Raw genomic sequence first — 19,662 nt, forward strand, 5'->3', positions numbered from 1 at the left:
GATTCCTTGTTAGTTCAATCAGTTAAGTGTGATGGGTTAACGCGAGAAAATCAACGCTCCACCAACTGACCATCAGCATGCTCACGAAAATCATTACTGCTGCGACAGAGCCGCAGATCACACCACAGATGAGTATTACATTTTTCATTGTTGTCTCTGGAATTAATTAAGGGTAATGATAACTATTATCATTAATTAAGGTTGTCGCCAAGTCTGAGACTGTTATGATTTTGAGATTGATACGTAATACGCCCGATCTATGACTCCTTTAATTTACCATCCAATTTATTCTCAGTTGCCTTTACCAGAAGGGCATCGTTATCCAATCCATAAATATCAACTGTTGCACAGTGCAGTGAAGCACCACATGGACAGCGATCCAAAATGGGGTAATGCATTCGAAATGTTCCAGCCAATGCCTGTTTCGGTAGAACAAGTAAAGCAGGTACACGATGGTGAATATGTCGATTTGCTGGTTTCTGGAAATTTGCCTGCAGCAAAAATGAGACGTATCGGGTTTCCGTGGAGCGAACAGCTTATAGAAAGGACACTCTATTCAAGTGGTGGCACCTGCTTGGCGGCAGAAATGGCCATCGAAAGTGGTTTAGCGATTCATCTCAGCGGTGGCTACCATCATGCGCACCGAGATTTTGGCAGTGGCTTCTGTTTGTTGAATGATCTGGTTCTAGCAGCAAAACACGCATTAACCTTTGAGCATATCGATAAAGTGCTGATCGTCGACAGTGATGTTCACCATGGCGATGGTACAGCGACGCTTTGCCAAGAGAGCGATGAGATTATTACTCTGTCGTTCCACTGCGATAAAAACTTCCCCGCACGAAAACCTCTATCTGATTTAGATGTGCCACTAAGCCGTGAAACAGAAGATGAAGAGTTTCTGCGTTGCTTTGAACAAGTCACCAACATGGCGATTGCTCATCATCAACCGGATTTGATTATTTATGATGCGGGTGTCGATATTCATCAAGATGACGAATTGGGGTATTTGAATATTTCTACACAAGGGATATTTGAACGCGATTGCTTGATGCTCAATTTAGCAAAGAGTAAAGCGATTCCAATGGCGTGCGTAGTTGGCGGTGGTTATCGGTCGGAACATAAAGATCTGGTGCCGATTCACATGCAGTTACTCAACGCTGCATTAGCTGTGAATAGCTGAACCGTTGAGCTCCGTGAGCTTCAGATACAAAAAAGCCGCTGATTTCTCAGCGGCTTTTTTTAATGTGGTGGAGGGATAGGGATTTGAACCCTAGAACCGCTATTAACGGTTGCCGGTTTTCAAGACCGGTGCTTTCGACCACTCAGCCATCCCTCCAGTGCCGCGAATAATATAGTGGTGTGATTCGCTTGTAAACCCCCACAAACACTGTTTGCTTTGTTTATGAACGGTTTGGTCGTTTTTTATCTATATTGATGAAAATTTCACGTAACAATAAGTGTGTTGATTGGCATTGGCTCTAGGCAGAAGAGAACTCACTGAGAACGATGAGCAAGAACGGCGAACGAAAGACTCATGTCACGTAGAAATAGAATATCTCAGAAATAGCAGTATTTAAAAAATAGACGAGATACCAGAAACGAAAAAAGCCGCTGATTTCTCAGCGGCTTTCTTTAATGTGGTGGAGGGATAGGGATTTGAACCCTAGAACCGCTATTAACGGTTGCCGGTTTTCAAGACCGGTGCTTTCGACCACTCAGCCATCCCTCCAGTGGCGTGAATAATATAAGGGGGAGAGTGCCTTGTAAACCCTTAATTATCATAATCTTGTTTGGTTGCTTGTTTTCTGGTCATTCGCGGCAATAAAAAAGGGAAGCTGCATGCTTCCCTTTTTTGTTTGGAGACTAATTAGTCATTTTTTGTGTAGAAACGCTGTAGTTCAGTTAGACCTTGCATCAACACAGGTAAGCGAGGGCTTACATTTTTCAGGCGTTGATAATTCTGGTCGTACAATTTGTAGTTTCCAAATTTATCTAGCACCGTCGTTTGTTGATCAGTAACAAGAGCCAATTCACGAGAGTCGCCCGCTAGGATCCATTTTCTCTTACGCTCGTTAAACAGACTACGACCGCTACTGAAATCAGTCGGGTTCGAAGATACACCTAATAACTCTTGCATCAGTGTTACGGATACATCTAAATGACTCGAACGATGCGTATATTCAGAAGCAGACTTACCAGGCCAGCTGATAAACAGCGGAACCTGCAACTGGTAGCGACTGTAGTTGGAGTTTGCACCCCAGCTATTGGTCTTGGTTTCATTAAATTCAGTACCGTGGTTCGACGTGATGATAACCACAGTATTGTCTTTTAGATCGAGATGTTCTAATTCTGCATAAATTGTCGCAAGCTGAGCATCAGCCGCTTGAGCTGACTTTTGATAGTCTGCAGCAAAGCGTTCTGCTGTGCTTAATGTAGAGTCAGACTCTGAACTAGAATCGTAGCCAGCGAAGTTATCCAGCGTGGTCAGTTCTATGAAGTTAAACCAAGGGCGTTTAGCTTGCGGTGATTGAATCCAGTTAGACCAAGCTTGTATCGCGCTTTTGTCATCATAAGTTGCTTGCTCTGGCATAACATCACGGCCTCGGAAGATGATTTCCGAGTAAAGAGCATCGTCAAAGTTATCGCCACTGAAAGCCGCAAACTTATAATTGTGATTATCTAAAACATCCAACAGTACTGCACTTGAACCTTGAGCTTCGATGCTGCTTGCGTAGCTGCTCGGAAGGCCGTAGAACAAACCGAAAATACCAAACATATCGTTACTTGAACTGTAGTGGTTGGTAAAGTTGATCGATTGCTGTGCGTAGGCATAGCTGTTTGGCATCGCTGTGGCATTAAGCGCATCAGAGCGAAGATTGTTCACACTCACCATCAGGATATTAAGATCATCACTGCGGCGGTTGTATTGAATTTTTTCTAGCGGGTAGCTAACTAGGTTTACGTTCTCTTTATTCGCTTCTAAACGCTCTAGGTACTCTTCACGGTCTAATAGGCCGTGTTTTTCCATAAAGCTTTTCGCTGTCATTGGGTAAGACAGTGGGAAGTTCGCTTTCTGGCTAGTAATTGGGTTATAAAAATACGCATCAGCCCACATGTAGGTCAAGTGGCTGCTGATGAAACACAAGAAGAATACGGCAGTAATCGGACGGCCAATGTGTTTATGAGACAGTTTACGCTGTTTACGCCAAACCCATTCAGATAGGCCGAGCTGTAATAAGAAGATAAACGGCATAACAATGAAGAGGTGCTGCAAATCAGAAGTAAATGCAGATTCCTCTCCACTGAATAAAACCTCCCACACGACAGGGGTCAGGTGGAGGTTTATATTTTGATACGTTTGGGTATCAATCAGTAGGACAGTTAAACCTATGGTCGCGAAGATAACGGCAACCAAACGTAATAACTTCCTCGACGGAAGAATAAAAGTGAGCGGGAACAGCACTAATAGATAGAGCGCGAACACTAAAAAGCCAAAATGACCAACCCAAGATGCAGCCAAATAGAATTGACCCAGCAAGGTTTCTGGCCAAGCAGATTGAGTAATATAACGAGTACCTATCAACATCGCCGCAATGATGTTGAAAAATGCAAACCAGTGACCCCAACCAACCAGTCGAGATACACGATCGCTATAAGAGTTTGCGCTGTCTACCATTTATAATTCTTTTTTCCGTCAATCAAATTTAGTGAGACTGTTTGTCTTCAAGAGAAGAAACCAACGCCTCGGCAAATTTTTCAGCAATTCCTTTGCGTTGTGAAGCAGCAACGTTCTGATTTAAGACATTGGTTGCGATATTTCCAGCGATCATCAGTGAAAGTTCTGGTGAAGCTTTGTGCTTTGTTAATACAGCACCTACTTCAGCTAGGATTTTTTCAACTTGTTCATCTGTGTATTTAGATATAATCGGCATAAGGACTCTAATAATGATAGTAAAAGCGGCTTATGATAACCTACTATGCACGACAACTGAAACCTGAACGGTAATATTTTCACTATGAGCCTTCACCTTTCCAACGTAATTTTACACCAGTTAAGCAAGAACGATCAGGAAGAACTGATTGTTAACTACCGTGCTGAATCTCTAGAAAACGATGCTTCGTCTGAAAGCCTCGTGGCTGAGCTTCACCGAGTGTTCAACTCAAAAGCAGGTAAAGGGTTTGGTTCTTTCAAATCCGACAGCGAATTCCAGCAGTCGTTGCATGAATTTCGAGCGGGAGAGCAAAGTTTTTATGATTTCTCTCAAAAAAGTGCGCTACGTCTAAAAGATGAGCTTTCAAAGTATCCTTTTGCTGATGAAGGCACTTTGGTACTTGCTGAATATCAATCATTGGCGACAGATTACCTTTTCATCGGTTTACTGCCTTCGAACCAAAGTTTGAAAGTGACAGAAGGGCTAGATATCAGTGCAACTGATTACCTTGATATCTCTAAGATGGATATTGTGGCGCGTCTTGATCTTTCAACATACGACACAGACAAAGAGTCAAACCGTTACCTTACATATATTAAGGGACGTGTTGGCCGTAAAGTTGCTGATTTCTTCTTAGACTTCCTTCAAGCAGAAGTAGGCTTGGATGCTAAGCAACAAAACCAAGTGCTGATGCAAGCGGTTGAAGATTTCGTTTCTGATTCTAAGTTAGAGAAAGAAGAAGCGATCAGCTATAAAAAGCAGGTTGCAGATTACTGTAACGAGCAGCTAAAAGCGGGCGATGAAGTGCAAGTGCGTGAACTTTCTGGTGAATTACCAGCAAGCACAGATGGTACTAGCTTCTTTGACTATACTAGTGAGCAAGGCTATGAGTTGGAAGATAGCTTTCCAGCCGATCGCGCAACTATGCGTAAACTAACAAAATTTGTTGGTGCGGGTGGTGGTTTGAATGTTAGTTTTGATAGTCTGCTTCTTGGTGAGCGTATTTTTTACGATCCGGAGACAGATACACTAACGATTAAAGGAACGCCGCCGAACTTACGTGACCAATTGACTCGCAATAAGTCATAGTCCGAAGTTAACGGATAATAGCGGCAGCGGGATGTTGTCGCTTATTTTCTGCTTTACACTCTCGAAAACTGAACCGGTGTGAGGCTGACATGCACAAGGAATATTGATGGAACAATCAGTGGCAACGCCCCATCGCTTTAAAAAGCCTGCAACTTTCTTGGTTGTACTTCTGGCTCTATGGTTACTTCCTTCGTTGGCCATCCTTCAGCTCAGCCGTTCTTACAATAATTCCCTAGCTCAAATTGAAGAGCTTGGTATTCGTGTTAACGAGTTAAGGCAGTCGCTTTACTTCTCTGAACCGCTCCGAGTCTCTCGTATTAATGACCTAGCCCTTGATGCGCAGTTGGTGTATTCGATTCGATTGCAGATTGAATCGGACTTTGAGCATGCGTTTTTCCGCCCTGACGTTAATCAACTGCTGTATGTCGCAGACCAATTTTTAGAAAAGTTCGATGAATTCATCCCGATAGAAAGCCAAGTGCAGGCGATAGTCGATAACATCAAGGTATTGCGCGCTGACAAGAAGACCTCTTCTAAGTTAAAGCCTCTGTTAAACGAATTTGGCGTCGTGGTGTTTGAAGCCATGTATTCTGACAATCAAAGTTCCTCGGCGACCTATCGCTCTTTTGACTCTATTCTCAAGCGATCTTATTCGTTAAAAACCAAAGAGCAGGAAGCCATTCAACAGTTACTTGCTGATGCTTCTACGCTGTTAGGTGATTATGCTCAGCTTAATTATTTAGTTGATAAGATTAAGAAAAATTCCGTCAATGAGCAGATCATCAAACTTGAAGCTCAATTCCATAAGAGCCAGTTCAATTTACTACTCGCAGCCTTAGGTTTGAGTTTGGTTGCTATGATCGCGCTGATTTTATGGGGAGTGAGTTTTAGAAAGAATGCATCACAAGCTGAAGGTGATCCGGACCATGAACTAGAGAGCAACTTAGGAAAACGAGCAAACGGTTCGAACGCCACGGCGAACCAAGTAGAAACGACGGATTCAAAGGACACGCTCACTGATGTAAAACAGGCTAACCATGATGTTGCCGCAGTTCCAGAAAGAGCGCCGTCGATTCAGCATCCAGTAATGAATGAACCTCAAGCGATATCAACGAATCATCAAGAACCAGAGGCTCATTTAGCTGAGAAACACATCGCAAGTGTGACGGATTCAAAGCCTGCTATTGATATCGAAGAGATGCTAGAGACTCTGGACGGTGACGCTGAATCTGTGAGCTTGTTGTTAGGCGTGTTTGTGCAAGACCATGCTGATGACTATGCAAAATTCAAATCCTTGCTGACAAAAGATGAGACGTCTGCTGCTCGAATCGTACATAGCTTAAAAGGCGTTGCCGGAAGCATTAAAGCATCGAAATTAGCGATTATTGCCGCCAGTATTGAGATGACAATGAAGCAATCACGAGCGATCAGTGAATACGATCTTGAAGAGTTAGAACAGGCGATCCAGGCTTCGGTCGAATCTGCCATGGCGTATTTAGATCAATCGCACTAATTTTGCGAGAGTTTTGACAATACTCTGACGAAGTGCTCATACAATCCGCGCCATTAGTCTTTGTCAGAGGTGTATATGTTGCGTGTTTCTAGTAAGTGTTTGATGGTGTGGGTACTTAGTATTGTTCTAAGTGGTTGTTCTCTCTTAGAAGTTAAGTTAGATAGCCAAACTACACCACTGACTCGACAAGAGCTCAATGCTCGGATTATGACGCGTGAATACGCTAAGATTTTCTTTACTCGCGTAGAAGATTCGGCTGATTTTATCGCTCAATCTTATCCTGCTGACGATACCCTACATCAATCTTATGTACTGTTTTGGAAGATCCACGCAGAGCAGGGACTTCAACAAGCGGCTTACCAAACTTCTCCAATATCAGCGTTAATTGATTCGTGGGTGTTTACCGCTCAAATGGATCAGTTTTATACGCAAGGCGACGGTGCTGACCTATTCGTAACTGACCATGCAGTAGAAACCGCTCATGAGCTTACTCAAGAAGTAGAAAAACTGGCAAAAGGCGTATTGAGTTCTGGTGACTTTAAGAAGAGCCAAGCGTTCGTCGCGCAGTTTGCCGCTAGCCACCCATTTAAAGATCTCACATTCAGAAGTACGCCAGCTTACCGTGATTGGTTAACTTACTTAGGGAAAGACGAATCACAAATCGTACAAAACTTAGGAACCATGCCTGAGGCGATGAGTGATGCATCAGACCGTTTAAGCGTAATGGCTGATCAGACACCAAAGCTAATGTCGTGGAAGGCAGAGTTGGTTGCTTTGAACAGCTCTTTAACGGGTGAAGACCTGTCTAAGACGCTGGAAAGCCTTCGTCAAACATCATCAAGCATGCAGGACTTTATCGAAAACAATCCAGAGTACATGCAAACGCTAGCTTCTATTATGTCGACAGAAATGCAGCCCTTACTAAACGATCTTAGCGATAAGACAGACCAAAAATTAGCGATGCTGAGCGATGAACGTGTAGCACTAGAAAAGATGGTGACGCGTGAGAGAGAAGCGCTAGTACAGATGATTGAGAAAGAGCGCATCGAGATTGCAGGTATTGTGACTTCTGAAAGAGAGTTGTTCACTCAAGATCTAGACCGTGTTTCTCAAGAAGTGGTTGTGCTTGCGATTGATAAGCTGATGGAGCTAATCAAAAGTGTGATTATCTACTTCATCCTGTTTATCTTGGTGGTGTTCTTTGCACCGTTAGGCATCGGTTATTGGTTGGGTAAACGAACCGCCCATAAATAAGTAAATTACTAATTCAGTAACTAAGTAGATCAAAAAAAGAGCGCTCTAGGGCGCTCTTTTTGTATTTAAATGATTAACGTTTTAACGACTTACGCTTGCTGCTTGCTTAACTCTGTCGCTTCTTCAGCTTCAAACGCAGGCGTTGTCGGTTCACATTTATCAACGAACCAACCCATGTAAGACGTCACGATAGTCACGATGATACAGATGAAGCTTAACCACATGAACGGTGCGTAAGACAGCGTAGCAACGCCTAGAATACTCGCCATGTAGATACCGTTATCACTCCAAGGAACCATACCTGACGTTAACGTGCCACCGAACTCAGCGTTACGAGAAAGGTTCTTACGTTTGTAGCCTAAGCGGTCGTAGTTTTTCGCACAGATTTTTGGCGTAAGGATGAGCGATACATACATTGCTGAACCAAATACGTTACCCATGAAAGCTGTACCAATTGTACTGGTTGCTAGTGAGCCTGCGCTGTTTACACGACGCTCGAACACTTTAGCAATCGTCTCTAGCACGCCTACTTTATCCAGCAAGCCACCGAAACCTAAACCAAACACGATAACCGCAACCGAACCAAGCATTGAAGACATGCCGCCACGGTTAAGAATTGAATCAATGAACTCCACACCAGATGAGATAGAGAACGGTGCCCATGCAGTGTTAAATGCAGTTAGGAAGTCGATCTCTTGGATCATCACTGCCCAGATAATACCTAGCAGAGAACCAAAACTGATCACTGGGAATGACGGCATTCGGAAAGCCAATAGGCCAAGCACGATCAATACAGGCACGAATGAGTAAGGCGTAATGTAGAACTGAACTTCCATTGCTTTGATTACAGAGTCAACTTGGCTCATGTCAACGTTGCCCGCGTAGTGGAAACCAAACGCGGTAAACATGATGCCCGTAATCACGTAGCTGATTAACGCAACTGGAAGCATGCCCTTGATATGTTCAACCACTTCAACACCAGACATTGAAGAAGCCAGAATCACTGAATCAGAAAGTGGAGACATCTTGTCACCGAAGTAACAGCCCGAAAGTACTGCACCAGCAGTGATTGGTGCTGGAACACCTAGGCCTTGACCAATACCCATCATCGCAATACCGGCGGTACCAGCAGCTCCCCAAGAGGTGCCTGTTGCCAGAGCGGTTAGAGAACAGATGATCATAGTAGCTAAAAGGAAGATAGAAGGGTGGATAGCTTTCAGACCGTAGTAAATGATAGTGGGTACAATACCGCCCGAGATCCACGTACCAACAAGAGCGCCAACCGCTAAAAGTATTAAAACTGCACCTAAGCCATTAGATATTCCTTTGAGTGCTGCTTTTTCTAAGTCTTTGTATTCGTGGCCAAGGCGAATACCAAGCACCATGATAATGAACCAGCCAATGTACAAGGCAAGTTGGATTGGAAGATCAAGCTTTGCTGTAAAGGAAAAAGCAAGGGATAGAAATAGTCCTAACGCGATGATTACCTGCAATAGGTTCGGTAGGCGAGTTTTACTCTGCTTCATATAAGCCTCTGGTTATTTCGAGCATTTATAGTGCTTCGTTATAGTTTGGGGTACGACGTGGACACTACAGTAATTAGATTATTATATCGAAAAAATACACCTAAGTTGTGATATTTGACTATTAAGTCAATTTATCATGGTTGCATTATCTGAATTTTTGTTAAATTCATGATTGTTACATGTTGATTTTTGTCGCACGTTGTTTTCGTTGTGTAAAATATTATTCTGATTAACCATTATTAAATAGTGGTAATTGCTGCTAAGGCTTGGCTCTATTAGGATGGAAATTGGAGCGCTTTTATTGGCCAAACCTTTGATGCTAACCATATTACGTGCTTTATCATTGGCAAAAGCGACGAATACGATTAATAGATAACTGCACTATTCATCGCGTTCACTTAAAAGAAACGAAAAAGTTACACTTTTTGCTAAAAAGCACTTGAGTTCTGTTTCTGAAAAACTTATAGATGGGGGAGAGCAATTTTTAATTTATACATGGAGAGTGAGAGATGAGAGTAGGTCTAGTTGGTTGGCGCGGTATGGTTGGTTCTGTACTGATGCAACGTATGGTTGAAGAAAAAGACTTCGACCTGATTGAGCCTGTTTATTACAGCACATCTCAAATCGGTATCCCTGCCCCTGTTTTAGGTGGCAAAGAGGCGGGTCTGCTTCAAGATGCCTTTGATATTGATAGCCTAAAACAACTTGATGCCGTTATTACCTGTCAAGGTGGCGATTACACTTCAAAAGTTTACCCAGCACTGCGTCAAGCAGGTTGGAAAGGTTACTGGATTGATGCAGCTTCTACGCTAAGAATGGATGCTGACTCCATCATCACATTAGATCCAGTTAACTTGGCTCAAATCCAGCAAGGTATCCACGGTGGCACCAATACATTCGTTGGTGGTAACTGTACGGTGAGCTTGATGTTAATGGCATTAGGTGGCCTATATGAAAAAGGCATGATTGAGTGGATGAGTGCCATGACTTACCAAGCCGCTTCAGGTGCAGGTGCTAAGAACATGCGTGAGCTGATTTCTCAAATGGGTGTTATCAACGACAGCGTCAGCTCTGAGCTAGCGAACCCAGCAAGTTCAATTCTTGATATCGATAAGAAAGTTGCAGACACGATCCGTTCTTCTTCATTCCCAACAGACCAATTCGGTGCTCCTCTTGCTGGTTCATTGATTCCTTGGATCGATGTGAAGCGTGAAAACGGTCAAAGCAAAGAAGAGTGGAAAGCGGGCGTTGAAGCGAACAAGATTCTCGGCCTAGATGGTCAGCCAATTCCTATCGATGGTACTTGTGTTCGAATCGGTGCAATGCGTTGTCACGCTCAAGCACTAACGATTAAGCTTAAGCAAGATGTGCCAATGGACGAGATTGAAGAGATCATCGCGACGCACAACGATTGGGTTAAAGTGATTCCTAACGATCGTGATATTACAGCGCAAGAGCTAACACCAGCGAAAGTAACAGGCACAATGTCTGTACCTGTGGGTCGTCTGCGTAAGATGTCGATGGGTAATGATTTCTTGAATGCATTCACTGTTGGTGACCAATTATTATGGGGTGCTGCAGAGCCACTTCGTCGTACATTACGTATTATTCTTGATGAGAAGTAATCTGTAAAAAGCAATTTGATATGAATTAGCTAAAAGCACTTTTTAAAGTGCTTTTTTGTTTAGGTTAAGAGCTAGAAATTAAACTGCTTCAATAGCCAGTTACTCTCTGTATAAGAACTGCTCAAAGTTAGAGCTAAGATTTTCATTGTTAAATACAGATCCAGTCTTGCCTTTTTGTAAGATACTTCGTGCTTGATTGTATATCTCGGCTGATAGAGGAATATAACCTGATTTGGTAACCGCTCTATGGATATGGTCTTGATGAAAATAGAGCTCTAAAAAGCGCTTTAATGAAGCTCGTTTATCTAAGGCGGACTTATTCACATAAATAAAAAGTGGTCTTGATAAGTCTCCATAAAGTCCGTTCGTTACGTTCTCAACGCTAGGAAGTGTCGCTACCCCGTCTTCATTCACAATGGCAATAGCTTTTAACTTATCTTGATTGGATGAGTAATAAGCAAACCCCAAGAAAGCCATTGCGTATCTATCAACTGCTACTTCAGCCGTCATAGCATTATCATCTTCATTCGCTATGTAATCTTGGCGACTTATTTCTTTATCCAGCACGACATCCACAAAATAATCATAAGTGCCGGAATCAGGGCCTGGCCCGTGTAAGTTCAAAGGTTGATTGGGGTAGTGCGCGTCAACCTTTTCCCAAGTATTCAGTTTTTGCTCTGATGGTGCACGCCAAATTTTATTGAGTTGTTTTAAAGAAAGTGAATCAACCCAATTGTTTTGTTTATTCACGACAACCGTTAATGCATCTAAGGCTACTGGCAATTCTAAAAATTCAATGCCATTTTCTTTGCACAATGCTTTTTCAGTTTCTTTAATCGGTCTTGATGCGTTTGATATATCGGTTCTTCCGCGGCAGAACTTGCGAAAGCCACCACCCGTTCCCGTAATACCAATGACCACCTGCGTTTTTGTCCCTTCAGCTAGCATGAATTGTTGTGACAACTGATGAGTGATTGGGTACACGGTGCTTGAACCTTCAATTTGGATTAAATCTTTTGCCCACACTAAATTGGCTGAAACTAAAATAAAGCTAAAGAAGATTCGAGTGATTAGAGCGAGCAAAGTGTTAGGCATGATTTTCAAGCATAGTGAAGGTGAAACGACCAATAGGATAATTGGTGAAAAATATAAAGCTTCTCAATGGTTTAAACAACCACATGAATAAAAGTTCATCAAACTTTCATGAAAGTCATAAAACTCTGGATATTCACTAAATTGAAATAATTCTGACTTATAGTTTAAAGCTTCTGTTTTTATTCTTATTTCTGGTCATTGAACTCGTATCGTCTATGAAACGTAAGTACTTATTTACATCACTATTAGCAGTGTTAGTTATCACATTTACTTCGGCACTTGTGTCTCAATCCACTCATTTGCTGGTTAAGAAATCTCCGTTAGCGGAAGCGGCGGCAGAGATAAAAGTTAATGGCACATTAGCGTATTTGTGGTTTGATGAAATTATGTCGGGTGATACCGCCCAATCAATACAAGAAGTCTGGTACTACCTTGAAATTGCCGATTGGCATGTCGTTGCTTTGCTAGAGGGTGGCGAAAGTATCATGGGGAGCTACCAACCTGTTGAAGACCCTGAAATTCGTAAACGACTGATTGCCTTACGTGAGAAGTTGGCTGATTTCAGGATTAAAGCTGAAGCGAACTATCAGCATATTCAATCAGACCGTGCTGCTGTGTTCAGTTCCGTTCGACGTGATGAGCAATTTTTAGAGTTTGCGAGTAAGGCTGATGATATACAGCGGGTGATTAAAGCCAGTTATGAGCTTGGGATTGATAGTTACACGCGAACCAGTATTACTCTTATTCTTGCTGCTATCGTGATTGCCGCTTATTCAATCCGAATCCAGCACAAGTATGAGAAAAATAGAGACTCTCTTTTGCGGTCTTTGACGAATGCCAAAAGTGCCATTGAAGAAAAAAATACTCAATTACATAACAGAGCGTACTTTGATCCGCTTACTGGTTTACCCAATCGTTCATTATTTTTAGACCGGCTCAATCAATCTATTCTCAACGCTGAACGCTCAAAAAAATCGTTTGCCCTACTTTTTATCGATCTTGACCACTTCAAAGATGTGAATGATCAACATGGTCATGATGCTGGTGATCAACTGCTTAAGCTGGTGGCAAAACGCATTAATCACTGCATACGTGTGACTGATCTATCTGCCCGTTTCAGTGGTGATGAGTTTGTTGTGGTACTTGGTCACCTTGCTGATGTCAGCAAAGCCATCAGTGTTGCTAACAGAATTGCGTCACAAGTTAATAATGCCTTAGCAGCTCCATTTCAACTTGGAAGTGCTAGTGTCCACGTCTCTGCAAGTATTGGTATTTCGATTTATCCGGAAGACAGCGCGACGCAAGATAGCTTGATTCGTTACGCAGATAACGCCATGTACCATGCTAAATCAATGGGTAAGAACAACTTTCAGTTTTATTCAAAAGAGCTTAACCGTATTGCTATGTCCCAAAAGGACACAGAGACTTCGCTCAATATCGCGATCGAAAACGATGAGTTCGAACTGCATTACTTACCAAAATGGAGTTTAGCGACTGAGAAAGTTGAAGGGGTTGAAGCATTAGTTCGATGGCAGCATCCAACGAAAGGATTGTTAAACCCGAATGATTTTATTCCAGTTGCTGAATCTACCGGGCAAATACGCCTACTTGATTTATTGGTTACCCAAAAGACACTAAATCAACAGAAACAGTGGCTAGAGCAGGGGGTCGATCTTGGTATTGTGGGAATTAATATTTCAGCAAGAAGCCTTAAACATCCAGAATTTTTTGAGCGATTAAAACACATTATTGTTGATTCGAATGTACCCACGAATAAGCTTGAAATTGAAATCACTGAAACGGTTATGGTGGAAGACATTGAACTGGCACAAGTCATTTTTGCGGAGCTTAAACAATTAGGGGTAAGAATTGCGTTGGATGACTTTGGTACGGGGTTCTCTTCGCTTTCCTACTTGAAGGACTTTGACTTTCAAACACTTAAAATTGATCGAAGTTTTGTAATGGATTACACATTGAATAATACCTCACAGGTCTTACTCAAATCGATTATTCAATTAGGCAACGAGTTGGGCGTGTCTGTTGTCGCTGAAGGGGTGGAAACGAAACAACAGCAGCAAGACTTGTTTGATATGGGGTGCTTAACTGGGCAGGGTTTTTATTTATCCAAACCTTTAACGGCTGATGCATTAGTTGAGCAGTTAGTAAAAAATGATAAAAGTAATGTGATTAAGCTGGAGATAGCAGGCTAGCAATTTTTATTCTGTGAATACAGAAAACCACGGGTTTACCCGTGGATGAATGCCAATTCCAAAATTACAGCGTAAGCTGTTTGTAATTTTGGTCAACGCTTTAGCGTTGTCACGGTAAGTACCCCGGGCATGCCCGGGGGAATCTTCATATCAGATATATCCAAGATACCTATAGACAATACAAAGTGTCCATATAACAAGGCATCTATATGACGCAGCCCGCTTTAATTTTCCGGATGTCTATTCCGGTGTAGTAACTCTTTTATCCGGGTCTGCCAGTTCACTGCCACAATATTTACAATGTATCGCATCACTTTCATGCCCTGATTTAGAACAGTTAGGGCATTTTACTAATGACTTATGCGAGTTCATTTCTTGATTCAGTTCAGCAGTGATGATCCCTGTTGGAACCGCTAAAATGGAATAGCCTAGCAGCATGGTAATAGAAGCAATCGCTTTACCTACGCCCGTTTGCGGAACCAAATCCCCATAGCCAACCGTCGTAATGGTCACTATCGCCCAATAAATACTTTGTGGAATGGAGGTAAAGCCGTGTTTTGGGCCTTCAATAACGTAAATTATTGAACCTAAAATGATGACCAATATGCCAACGGTACTAAAGAAAATCAGGATCTTTCTTTTTGCCATCAAGAGAGAACGTAACAAGATATTGGAGTCTTGCAAATACCGAACTAATTTTAGGATTCGGAATATTCGCATCACACGCAGCAATCTCACAACGCCCATAAACGAAGCTCCTGGGAAGAAGATCGCTAGGTAAGTAGGTAGGATCGCTAACAGATCAACAATGCCATAAAAGCTGGTGGCGTAAGATTTCGGTTTTGGAGAACAATAGAGCCTTAATAGATACTCGATAGTGAATAGGGCGGTGAAGCTGTACTCGATGTAACGAAGTTCTTGAGACCACTCTGTCATCACATTTGGAATGGACTCTAGAATAAGAACCAGAAGCGAAGCCAAGATTGCAACGATCAGTGAAATATCAAATGCGCGCCCGGCTGGAGTATGAGTGCCAAAAATAATGACGTACAAATGATGCTTGAGTGGCTTGCGTGACATAAGGAGAGATTCATCTTTTGTTAAATGCATTAACAGTCATTATACAAGCTTCATAATAACGAGGCGAGTGAAAGCCCAATTGCTTTACTCGCCTCATCTATATTGCAATATTGTTGCCCTTTATAGAGCAACCGGATTACCGTTAAACGTTATGCCAAACCTGGGAACAAATTACGTAGGCCATTGGCGATGAATTCGATGCCCAATGCGCCAAGAATCAAGCCCATGATACGCGTGATCACGTTGATACCCGTTTGACCTAAAAAGCGAACGATAACCGGCGCTGAACGGAACAGAAGCCAAGAGCAGGTTGCAAACGCGATGATGCTAATGCCAATTCCCACAGTATCAATGGCTGCAGGGTAACGAGATCCGTAAACAATGGTCGAGCTGATTGCCCCGGGGCCCGCCATTAATGGCATAGCAAGAGGAACAACACCGATTTGCTCTTTGCTGATGTATTCAGATTTCTCTTGTTTATTCTGCTTATCTTCACCGAGCTTACCGCTCATCATCGAAAATGCGATGCTCAATAATAGCAAACCACCTGCAACACGAAATGAATCCAGCGAGATGCTAAACATATCAAGCAGCATTTGCCCCGCGACAAGCGACACAATCAGGATAACGGCAACGGCAATATTTGCTTGTAAGGCTGTCCTGTTCCTCTCTTCTGGCGGCATATGTGCAGTAAGGGAAACAAAAACAGGCATGATGCCGATTGGGTTTACGGCAGCAACAAGCCCAAGGAAGAATTGCATAAAAATTGCGAGTTCTAAGCCTTGCATGAGAGCGATCTCCAGTTAGCGAATTTTAAGGTTGAAGGTTTGATTCTGTGAATAGTCTGAGCGCGTAATGTAAGGGGCAAATCGGATTTGCACGAATGAAAAAAACTAACCTGAAATAGGGGATTATTTTTAGAAAAACTAATTGAATATCTCTTTTGCATTGTCGGTGTTGCGAGTTGGTTGTTAGTGTTTCATTTTGTAATTTATTATCGAGTAACTGTTAACTGTCGCACGAATTTAATAAAAATTATGTCAAAATCTAGCCCGTGCAACGGTATGGATATACTCTCAGTAGCACGAATATGGCTGTATACATGTAACTTAACTGACTAAAAATGAAACTTTTTTACAGTTTATGTCTCTATGTAGAAAAAGTTTGTCTGTTTGCTTGTTTTTTGAACTAACGAAAAGTGTGATTTTAATCTATATAAATCATCGTCTTAAGCGTGTTTTTGCGATTGCCTTACTACTTTTTGGTTAATTCTTTTTGGGTAACTGATCTGGGTCAATTTTTTTCACACTGTGAAATAATATACTCAGTCCTGAAAGCAATTTACTAAGAACGTTGTTGTTTGAGGTTAAAAGCAAGCAGCGAAATTAATAAAAAGTTTTTAATATTTATTATTTTAGGAGATCCACCATGCCTGTAACTAACTTAGCGGAACTTGATGCTCTAGTAGCACGCGTTAAAGCAGCACAAGAAGATTTTGCAACATTCTCTCAAGAGAAAGTAGACGCAATCTTCCGCGCAGCTTCTCTTGCTGCTAACCACGCTCGTATCCCACTTGCACAACAAGCAGTTGCTGAATCTGGAATGGGTATTGTTGAAGATAAGGTTATCAAAAACCACTTTGCATCTGAATTTATCTACAACAAATACAAAGACGAAAAAACATGTGGCATTCTTGATGAAGATGAAAGCCTAGGCACAATGACTATCGCTGAGCCTGTAGGTATCATCTGTGGTATCGTTCCAACAACGAACCCAACTTCTACAGCAATCTTCAAATCTCTAATCTCTCTTAAAACACGTAACGGCATCATCTTCTCGCCACACCCACGTGCAAAGAACTCAACTAACGACGCAGCGAAGCTTGTTCTAGACGCAGCTGTAGCAGCGGGTGCACCAAAAGACATCATCGGTTGGATCGACCAACCATCTGTAGAGCTTTCTAACGCGCTGATGAAGCACGACGGTATCGCACTTATCCTTGCTACTGGTGGTCCAGGCATGGTTAAAGCTGCATACTCTTCTGGTAAGCCTGCTATCGGTGTTGGTGCTGGTAACGTTCCTGTAGTTATCGATGAAACAGCTGACATCAAACGTGCAGTAGCATCTATCCTTATGTCTAAAACATTCGATAACGGTGTTGTATGTGCTTCTGAGCAAGCTGCAATCGTAGTTAGCGAAGTATATGACGAAGTTAAAGAGCGTTTTGCTTCTCACAAAGCTCACGTTCTATCTAAAACTGACGCAGATAAAGTACGTAAAGTTCTTCTTATCGACGGCAACCTAAACGCTAAAATCGTAGGTCAACCTGCTCCAGCAATCGCTGAAATGGCGGGTGTTAAAGTTCCTGCTGATACTAAAGTTCTTGTAGGTGAAGGTCTTGGTAAAGTTTCTTACGATGACGAATTCGCTCATGAAAAACTGTCTCCAACACTGGGTCTATTCCGTGCAGACGATTTCGAAGACGCTGTTGCTCAAGCGGTAACGATGGTTGAAATCGGTGGTATCGGTCACACGTCTGGTCTTTACACTAACCAAGACGTAAACGCAGATCGTATTCGTTACTTCGGTGACAAGATGAAAACGGCTCGTATCCTAATCAACATCCCTACTACTCACGGTGGTATCGGTGACCTGTACAACTTCAACGTTGCACCTTCTCTAACTCTTGGTTGTGGTTCATGGGGTGGTAACTCTATCTCTGAGAACGTAGGTCCTAAGCACCTTATCAACAAGAAAACTGTAGCGAAGCGAGCTGAAAATATGTTGTGGCACAAACTACCTAAGTCTATCTACTTCCGTCGTGGCAGCCTTCCAATCGCAATGAGCGACCTAGAAGGTAAGAAACGCGCATTCCTAGTAACTGACCGTTTCTTGTTCAACAACGGTTACGCAGATGACGTAGTGCAAATCCTGAAATCTCAAGGTATTGAAGTTCAAGTATTCTTTGATGTAGAAGCGGATCCAACATTGTCTGTTGTTGAGAAAGGCGCTGAAGCAATGAAGAGCTTCCAACCTGACGTAATCCTTGCTCTAGGTGGCGGTTCTCCAATGGATGCTGCTAAAATCATGTGGGTTATGTACGAGCACCCTGAAACTCACTTTGAAGAACTAGCAATGCGCTTTATGGATATCCGTAAACGTATCTACAAGTTCCCTAAAATGGGTAAAAAAGCTGAGCTTGTATGTATCACAACAACTTCAGGTACGGGTTCAGAAGTTACTCCATTCGCTGTTGTTACAGACGACAAGACTGGTGCTAAATACCCACTAGCAGATTACGAAATCACGCCAAACATGGCTGTTGTTGATGCTAACTTAGTAATGAACATGCCTAAGTCTCTAACAGCGTTCGGTGGTTACGATGCAGTAACTCACGCTCTTGAAGCTTACGTATCAGTTCTTGCGAACGAATACTCAGATGGTCAAGCTCTACAAGCTCTTAAGATGCTTAAAGAATACCTACCATCAAGCTACAAAAACGGTTCAGCAGACCCAATCGCTCGTGAAAAAGTACACAACGCTGCAACGATTGCTGGTATTGCCTTTGCGAACGCATTCCTAGGTGTGTGTCACTCAATGGCTCACAAAATTGGTGCTGAGTTCCACCTACCACATGGTCTTGCTAACGCACTACTTATCTCAAACGTTGTACGTTACAACGCGAACGATAACCCAACTAAGCAAACTGCATTCTCTCAGTACGACCGTCCACAAGCACGTCGTCGTTACGCTGAAGTTGCTGACCACCTAGGCCTAAGCCAAGCTGGTGACCGTACTGCTCAGAAGATTGAACGCCTACTAACTTGGTTAGAAGAGCTTAAGAACGACCTAGACATCCCACTGTCAATTCAAGCTGCGGGTGTTAACGAGTCTGACTTCATCGCTAAACTAGACGAGCTAGCTGTTGAAGCGTTCGATGACCAGTGTACAGGTGCTAACCCACGTTACCCACTAATCACTGAGCTAAAAGAAGTACTAACAACGTCTTACTTCGGTACTCCTTACGTTGAAGGTGAAACTTTCGAAGGCACTACAGTGATTCTTAAGAAAGCTGACCAAAAGCCAGCTGACGCGAAAGCACCAAAAGCTAAGAAAGAAAAAGCTGAAGCATAAGTAAGATTCAGTTTTGAGATAAGTTTTCGCTAGCACGAACCTTATCTATCGGGAAAAGTTTAAAGCCCCAGTCGAAAGACTGGGGCTTTTTTTATGTTTGTTTCGTATGTCTAGTTGTTCTGAGTGAAAAGCTATTGTTCTATTAGCGTTTTAGCGTTTTAGCGTTTTAGCGTTTTAGCGTTTTGGCATTGGGCAAGCTCGACC

14 protein-coding genes and 2 tRNA genes are annotated in these 19,662 nt (G+C 42.5%); 7 read left to right on the forward strand and 9 right to left on the reverse strand.

Features of this window, described 5'->3' with window-relative positions:
* Positions 1-22: 22 nt before the first annotated feature.
* Positions 23-148, reverse strand: a complete 126-nt coding sequence (locus ED652_RS24100) for a hypothetical protein (protein WP_261891219.1) — start codon at positions 146-148, stop codon at positions 23-25.
* A gap of 111 nt (positions 149-259) precedes the next feature.
* Here ED652_RS24100 and ED652_RS09850 point away from each other — a divergent pair, with 111 nt between their 5' ends.
* A complete protein-coding gene (locus ED652_RS09850; protein ID WP_122054573.1) occupies positions 260-1,180 on the forward strand; it encodes a histone deacetylase in 921 nt (306 codons plus the stop codon).
* Positions 1,181-1,245: 65 nt separating this feature from the next.
* Here the strand turns inward: ED652_RS09850 and ED652_RS09855 are convergent.
* The 4 genes from ED652_RS09855 to ED652_RS09870 form a co-directional block, all read right to left on the reverse strand.
* A tRNA-Ser gene (locus ED652_RS09855) sits at positions 1,246-1,336 on the reverse strand.
* 302 nt (positions 1,337-1,638) lie between these two features.
* Positions 1,639-1,729: transfer RNA gene (locus tag ED652_RS09860), tRNA-Ser, on the reverse strand.
* Positions 1,730-1,867: 138 nt separating this feature from the next.
* On the reverse strand, positions 1,868-3,676 hold the full coding sequence (locus ED652_RS09865) for a DUF3413 domain-containing protein (protein ID WP_122054574.1): 1,809 nt from the start codon (positions 3,674-3,676) through the stop codon (positions 1,868-1,870).
* A gap of 28 nt (positions 3,677-3,704) precedes the next feature.
* Positions 3,705-3,932, reverse strand: coding sequence for a YejL family protein (locus ED652_RS09870; protein WP_017107358.1), 228 nt, complete (start codon positions 3,930-3,932; stop codon positions 3,705-3,707).
* An 84-nt stretch (positions 3,933-4,016) separates the two neighbouring features.
* On the opposite strand from ED652_RS09870, the gene yejK reads away from it, so the two are divergent.
* The 3 genes from yejK to ED652_RS09885 all read left to right on the forward strand — a co-directional run bounded on the left by yejK (position 4,017) and on the right by ED652_RS09885 (position 7,788).
* Positions 4,017-5,021 carry a nucleoid-associated protein YejK gene (gene yejK, locus ED652_RS09875; protein ID WP_017111125.1) on the forward strand — a complete coding sequence of 335 codons (1,005 nt, stop codon included), beginning with the start codon at positions 4,017-4,019 and terminating at the stop codon, positions 5,019-5,021.
* Positions 5,022-5,127: 106 nt separating this feature from the next.
* Positions 5,128-6,534 carry an Hpt domain-containing protein gene (locus tag ED652_RS09880; RefSeq protein WP_122054576.1) on the forward strand — a complete coding sequence of 469 codons (1,407 nt, stop codon included), beginning with the start codon at positions 5,128-5,130 and terminating at the stop codon, positions 6,532-6,534.
* A 75-nt stretch (positions 6,535-6,609) separates the two neighbouring features.
* Entirely contained in the window at positions 6,610-7,788 is a 1,179-nt protein-coding gene (locus tag ED652_RS09885; protein ID WP_122054578.1) for a chemotaxis protein, read from the forward strand.
* An 89-nt stretch (positions 7,789-7,877) separates the two neighbouring features.
* On the opposite strand, the gene nhaC is transcribed toward ED652_RS09885, so the two are convergent.
* On the reverse strand, positions 7,878-9,314 hold the full coding sequence (nhaC, locus tag ED652_RS09890; protein ID WP_122054579.1) for a Na+/H+ antiporter NhaC: 1,437 nt from the start codon (positions 9,312-9,314) through the stop codon (positions 7,878-7,880).
* A gap of 509 nt (positions 9,315-9,823) precedes the next feature.
* On the opposite strand from nhaC, the gene asd reads away from it, so the two are divergent.
* Positions 9,824-10,939 carry an aspartate-semialdehyde dehydrogenase gene (gene asd, locus ED652_RS09895; protein WP_122054581.1) on the forward strand — a complete coding sequence of 372 codons (1,116 nt, stop codon included), beginning with the start codon at positions 9,824-9,826 and terminating at the stop codon, positions 10,937-10,939.
* 99 nt (positions 10,940-11,038) lie between these two features.
* Here asd and ED652_RS09900 read toward each other — a convergent pair whose 3' ends face one another.
* Entirely contained in the window at positions 11,039-12,034 is a 996-nt protein-coding gene (locus ED652_RS09900) for a PstS family phosphate ABC transporter substrate-binding protein (RefSeq protein WP_122054583.1), read from the reverse strand.
* A 215-nt stretch (positions 12,035-12,249) separates the two neighbouring features.
* Here ED652_RS09900 and ED652_RS09905 point away from each other — a divergent pair, with 215 nt between their 5' ends.
* A complete protein-coding gene (locus ED652_RS09905) occupies positions 12,250-14,244 on the forward strand; it encodes a bifunctional diguanylate cyclase/phosphodiesterase (RefSeq protein ID WP_122054585.1) in 1,995 nt (664 codons plus the stop codon).
* A 240-nt stretch (positions 14,245-14,484) separates the two neighbouring features.
* On the opposite strand, the gene ED652_RS09910 is transcribed toward ED652_RS09905, so the two are convergent.
* Both ED652_RS09910 and ED652_RS09915 read right to left on the reverse strand, forming a co-directional pair.
* The gene (locus ED652_RS09910; RefSeq protein ID WP_122054615.1) at positions 14,485-15,324 is read right to left on the reverse strand and encodes an ion transporter; all 840 of its coding nucleotides are present in this window, start codon (positions 15,322-15,324) and stop codon (positions 14,485-14,487) included.
* 149 nt (positions 15,325-15,473) lie between these two features.
* Positions 15,474-16,112, reverse strand: coding sequence for a YchE family NAAT transporter (locus ED652_RS09915; RefSeq protein WP_004734056.1), 639 nt, complete (start codon positions 16,110-16,112; stop codon positions 15,474-15,476).
* Positions 16,113-16,752: 640 nt separating this feature from the next.
* Here ED652_RS09915 and adhE point away from each other — a divergent pair.
* Positions 16,753-19,458 carry a bifunctional acetaldehyde-CoA/alcohol dehydrogenase gene (adhE, locus tag ED652_RS09920; protein WP_122054587.1) on the forward strand — a complete coding sequence of 902 codons (2,706 nt, stop codon included), beginning with the start codon at positions 16,753-16,755 and terminating at the stop codon, positions 19,456-19,458.
* Positions 19,459-19,662: the final 204 nt, after the last annotated feature.

It is taken from the genome of Vibrio sp. Evd11 (genome assembly GCF_900382755.1).
Taxonomy (GTDB): Bacteria; Pseudomonadota; Gammaproteobacteria; order Enterobacterales; family Vibrionaceae; genus Vibrio; species Vibrio lentus.

Excerpts from the sequence above, each read along its gene's own strand:
- asd (WP_122054581.1), top strand. The coding sequence starts at position 9,824 with ATGAGAGTAGGTCTAGTTGGTTGGCGCGGTATGGTTGGTTCTGTACTG.
- ED652_RS09905 (WP_122054585.1), top strand. The coding sequence starts at position 12,250 with ATGAAACGTAAGTACTTATTTACATCACTATTAGCAGTGTTAGTTATC.
- nhaC (WP_122054579.1), bottom strand. The coding sequence starts at position 9,314 with ATGAAGCAGAGTAAAACTCGCCTACCGAACCTATTGCAGGTAATCATC.
- yejK (WP_017111125.1), top strand. The coding sequence starts at position 4,017 with ATGAGCCTTCACCTTTCCAACGTAATTTTACACCAGTTAAGCAAGAAC.
- ED652_RS09880 (WP_122054576.1), top strand. The coding sequence starts at position 5,128 with ATGGAACAATCAGTGGCAACGCCCCATCGCTTTAAAAAGCCTGCAACT.
- ED652_RS24100 (WP_261891219.1), bottom strand. The coding sequence starts at position 148 with ATGAAAAATGTAATACTCATCTGTGGTGTGATCTGCGGCTCTGTCGCA.
- ED652_RS09865 (WP_122054574.1), bottom strand. The coding sequence starts at position 3,676 with ATGGTAGACAGCGCAAACTCTTATAGCGATCGTGTATCTCGACTGGTT.
- ED652_RS09870 (WP_017107358.1), bottom strand. The coding sequence starts at position 3,932 with ATGCCGATTATATCTAAATACACAGATGAACAAGTTGAAAAAATCCTA.
- adhE (WP_122054587.1), top strand. The coding sequence starts at position 16,753 with ATGCCTGTAACTAACTTAGCGGAACTTGATGCTCTAGTAGCACGCGTT.
- ED652_RS09915 (WP_004734056.1), bottom strand. The coding sequence starts at position 16,112 with ATGCAAGGCTTAGAACTCGCAATTTTTATGCAATTCTTCCTTGGGCTT.
- ED652_RS09900 (WP_122054583.1), bottom strand. The coding sequence starts at position 12,034 with ATGCCTAACACTTTGCTCGCTCTAATCACTCGAATCTTCTTTAGCTTT.
- ED652_RS09910 (WP_122054615.1), bottom strand. The coding sequence starts at position 15,324 with ATGTCACGCAAGCCACTCAAGCATCATTTGTACGTCATTATTTTTGGC.
- ED652_RS09850 (WP_122054573.1), top strand. The coding sequence starts at position 260 with ATGACTCCTTTAATTTACCATCCAATTTATTCTCAGTTGCCTTTACCA.
- ED652_RS09885 (WP_122054578.1), top strand. The coding sequence starts at position 6,610 with ATGTTGCGTGTTTCTAGTAAGTGTTTGATGGTGTGGGTACTTAGTATT.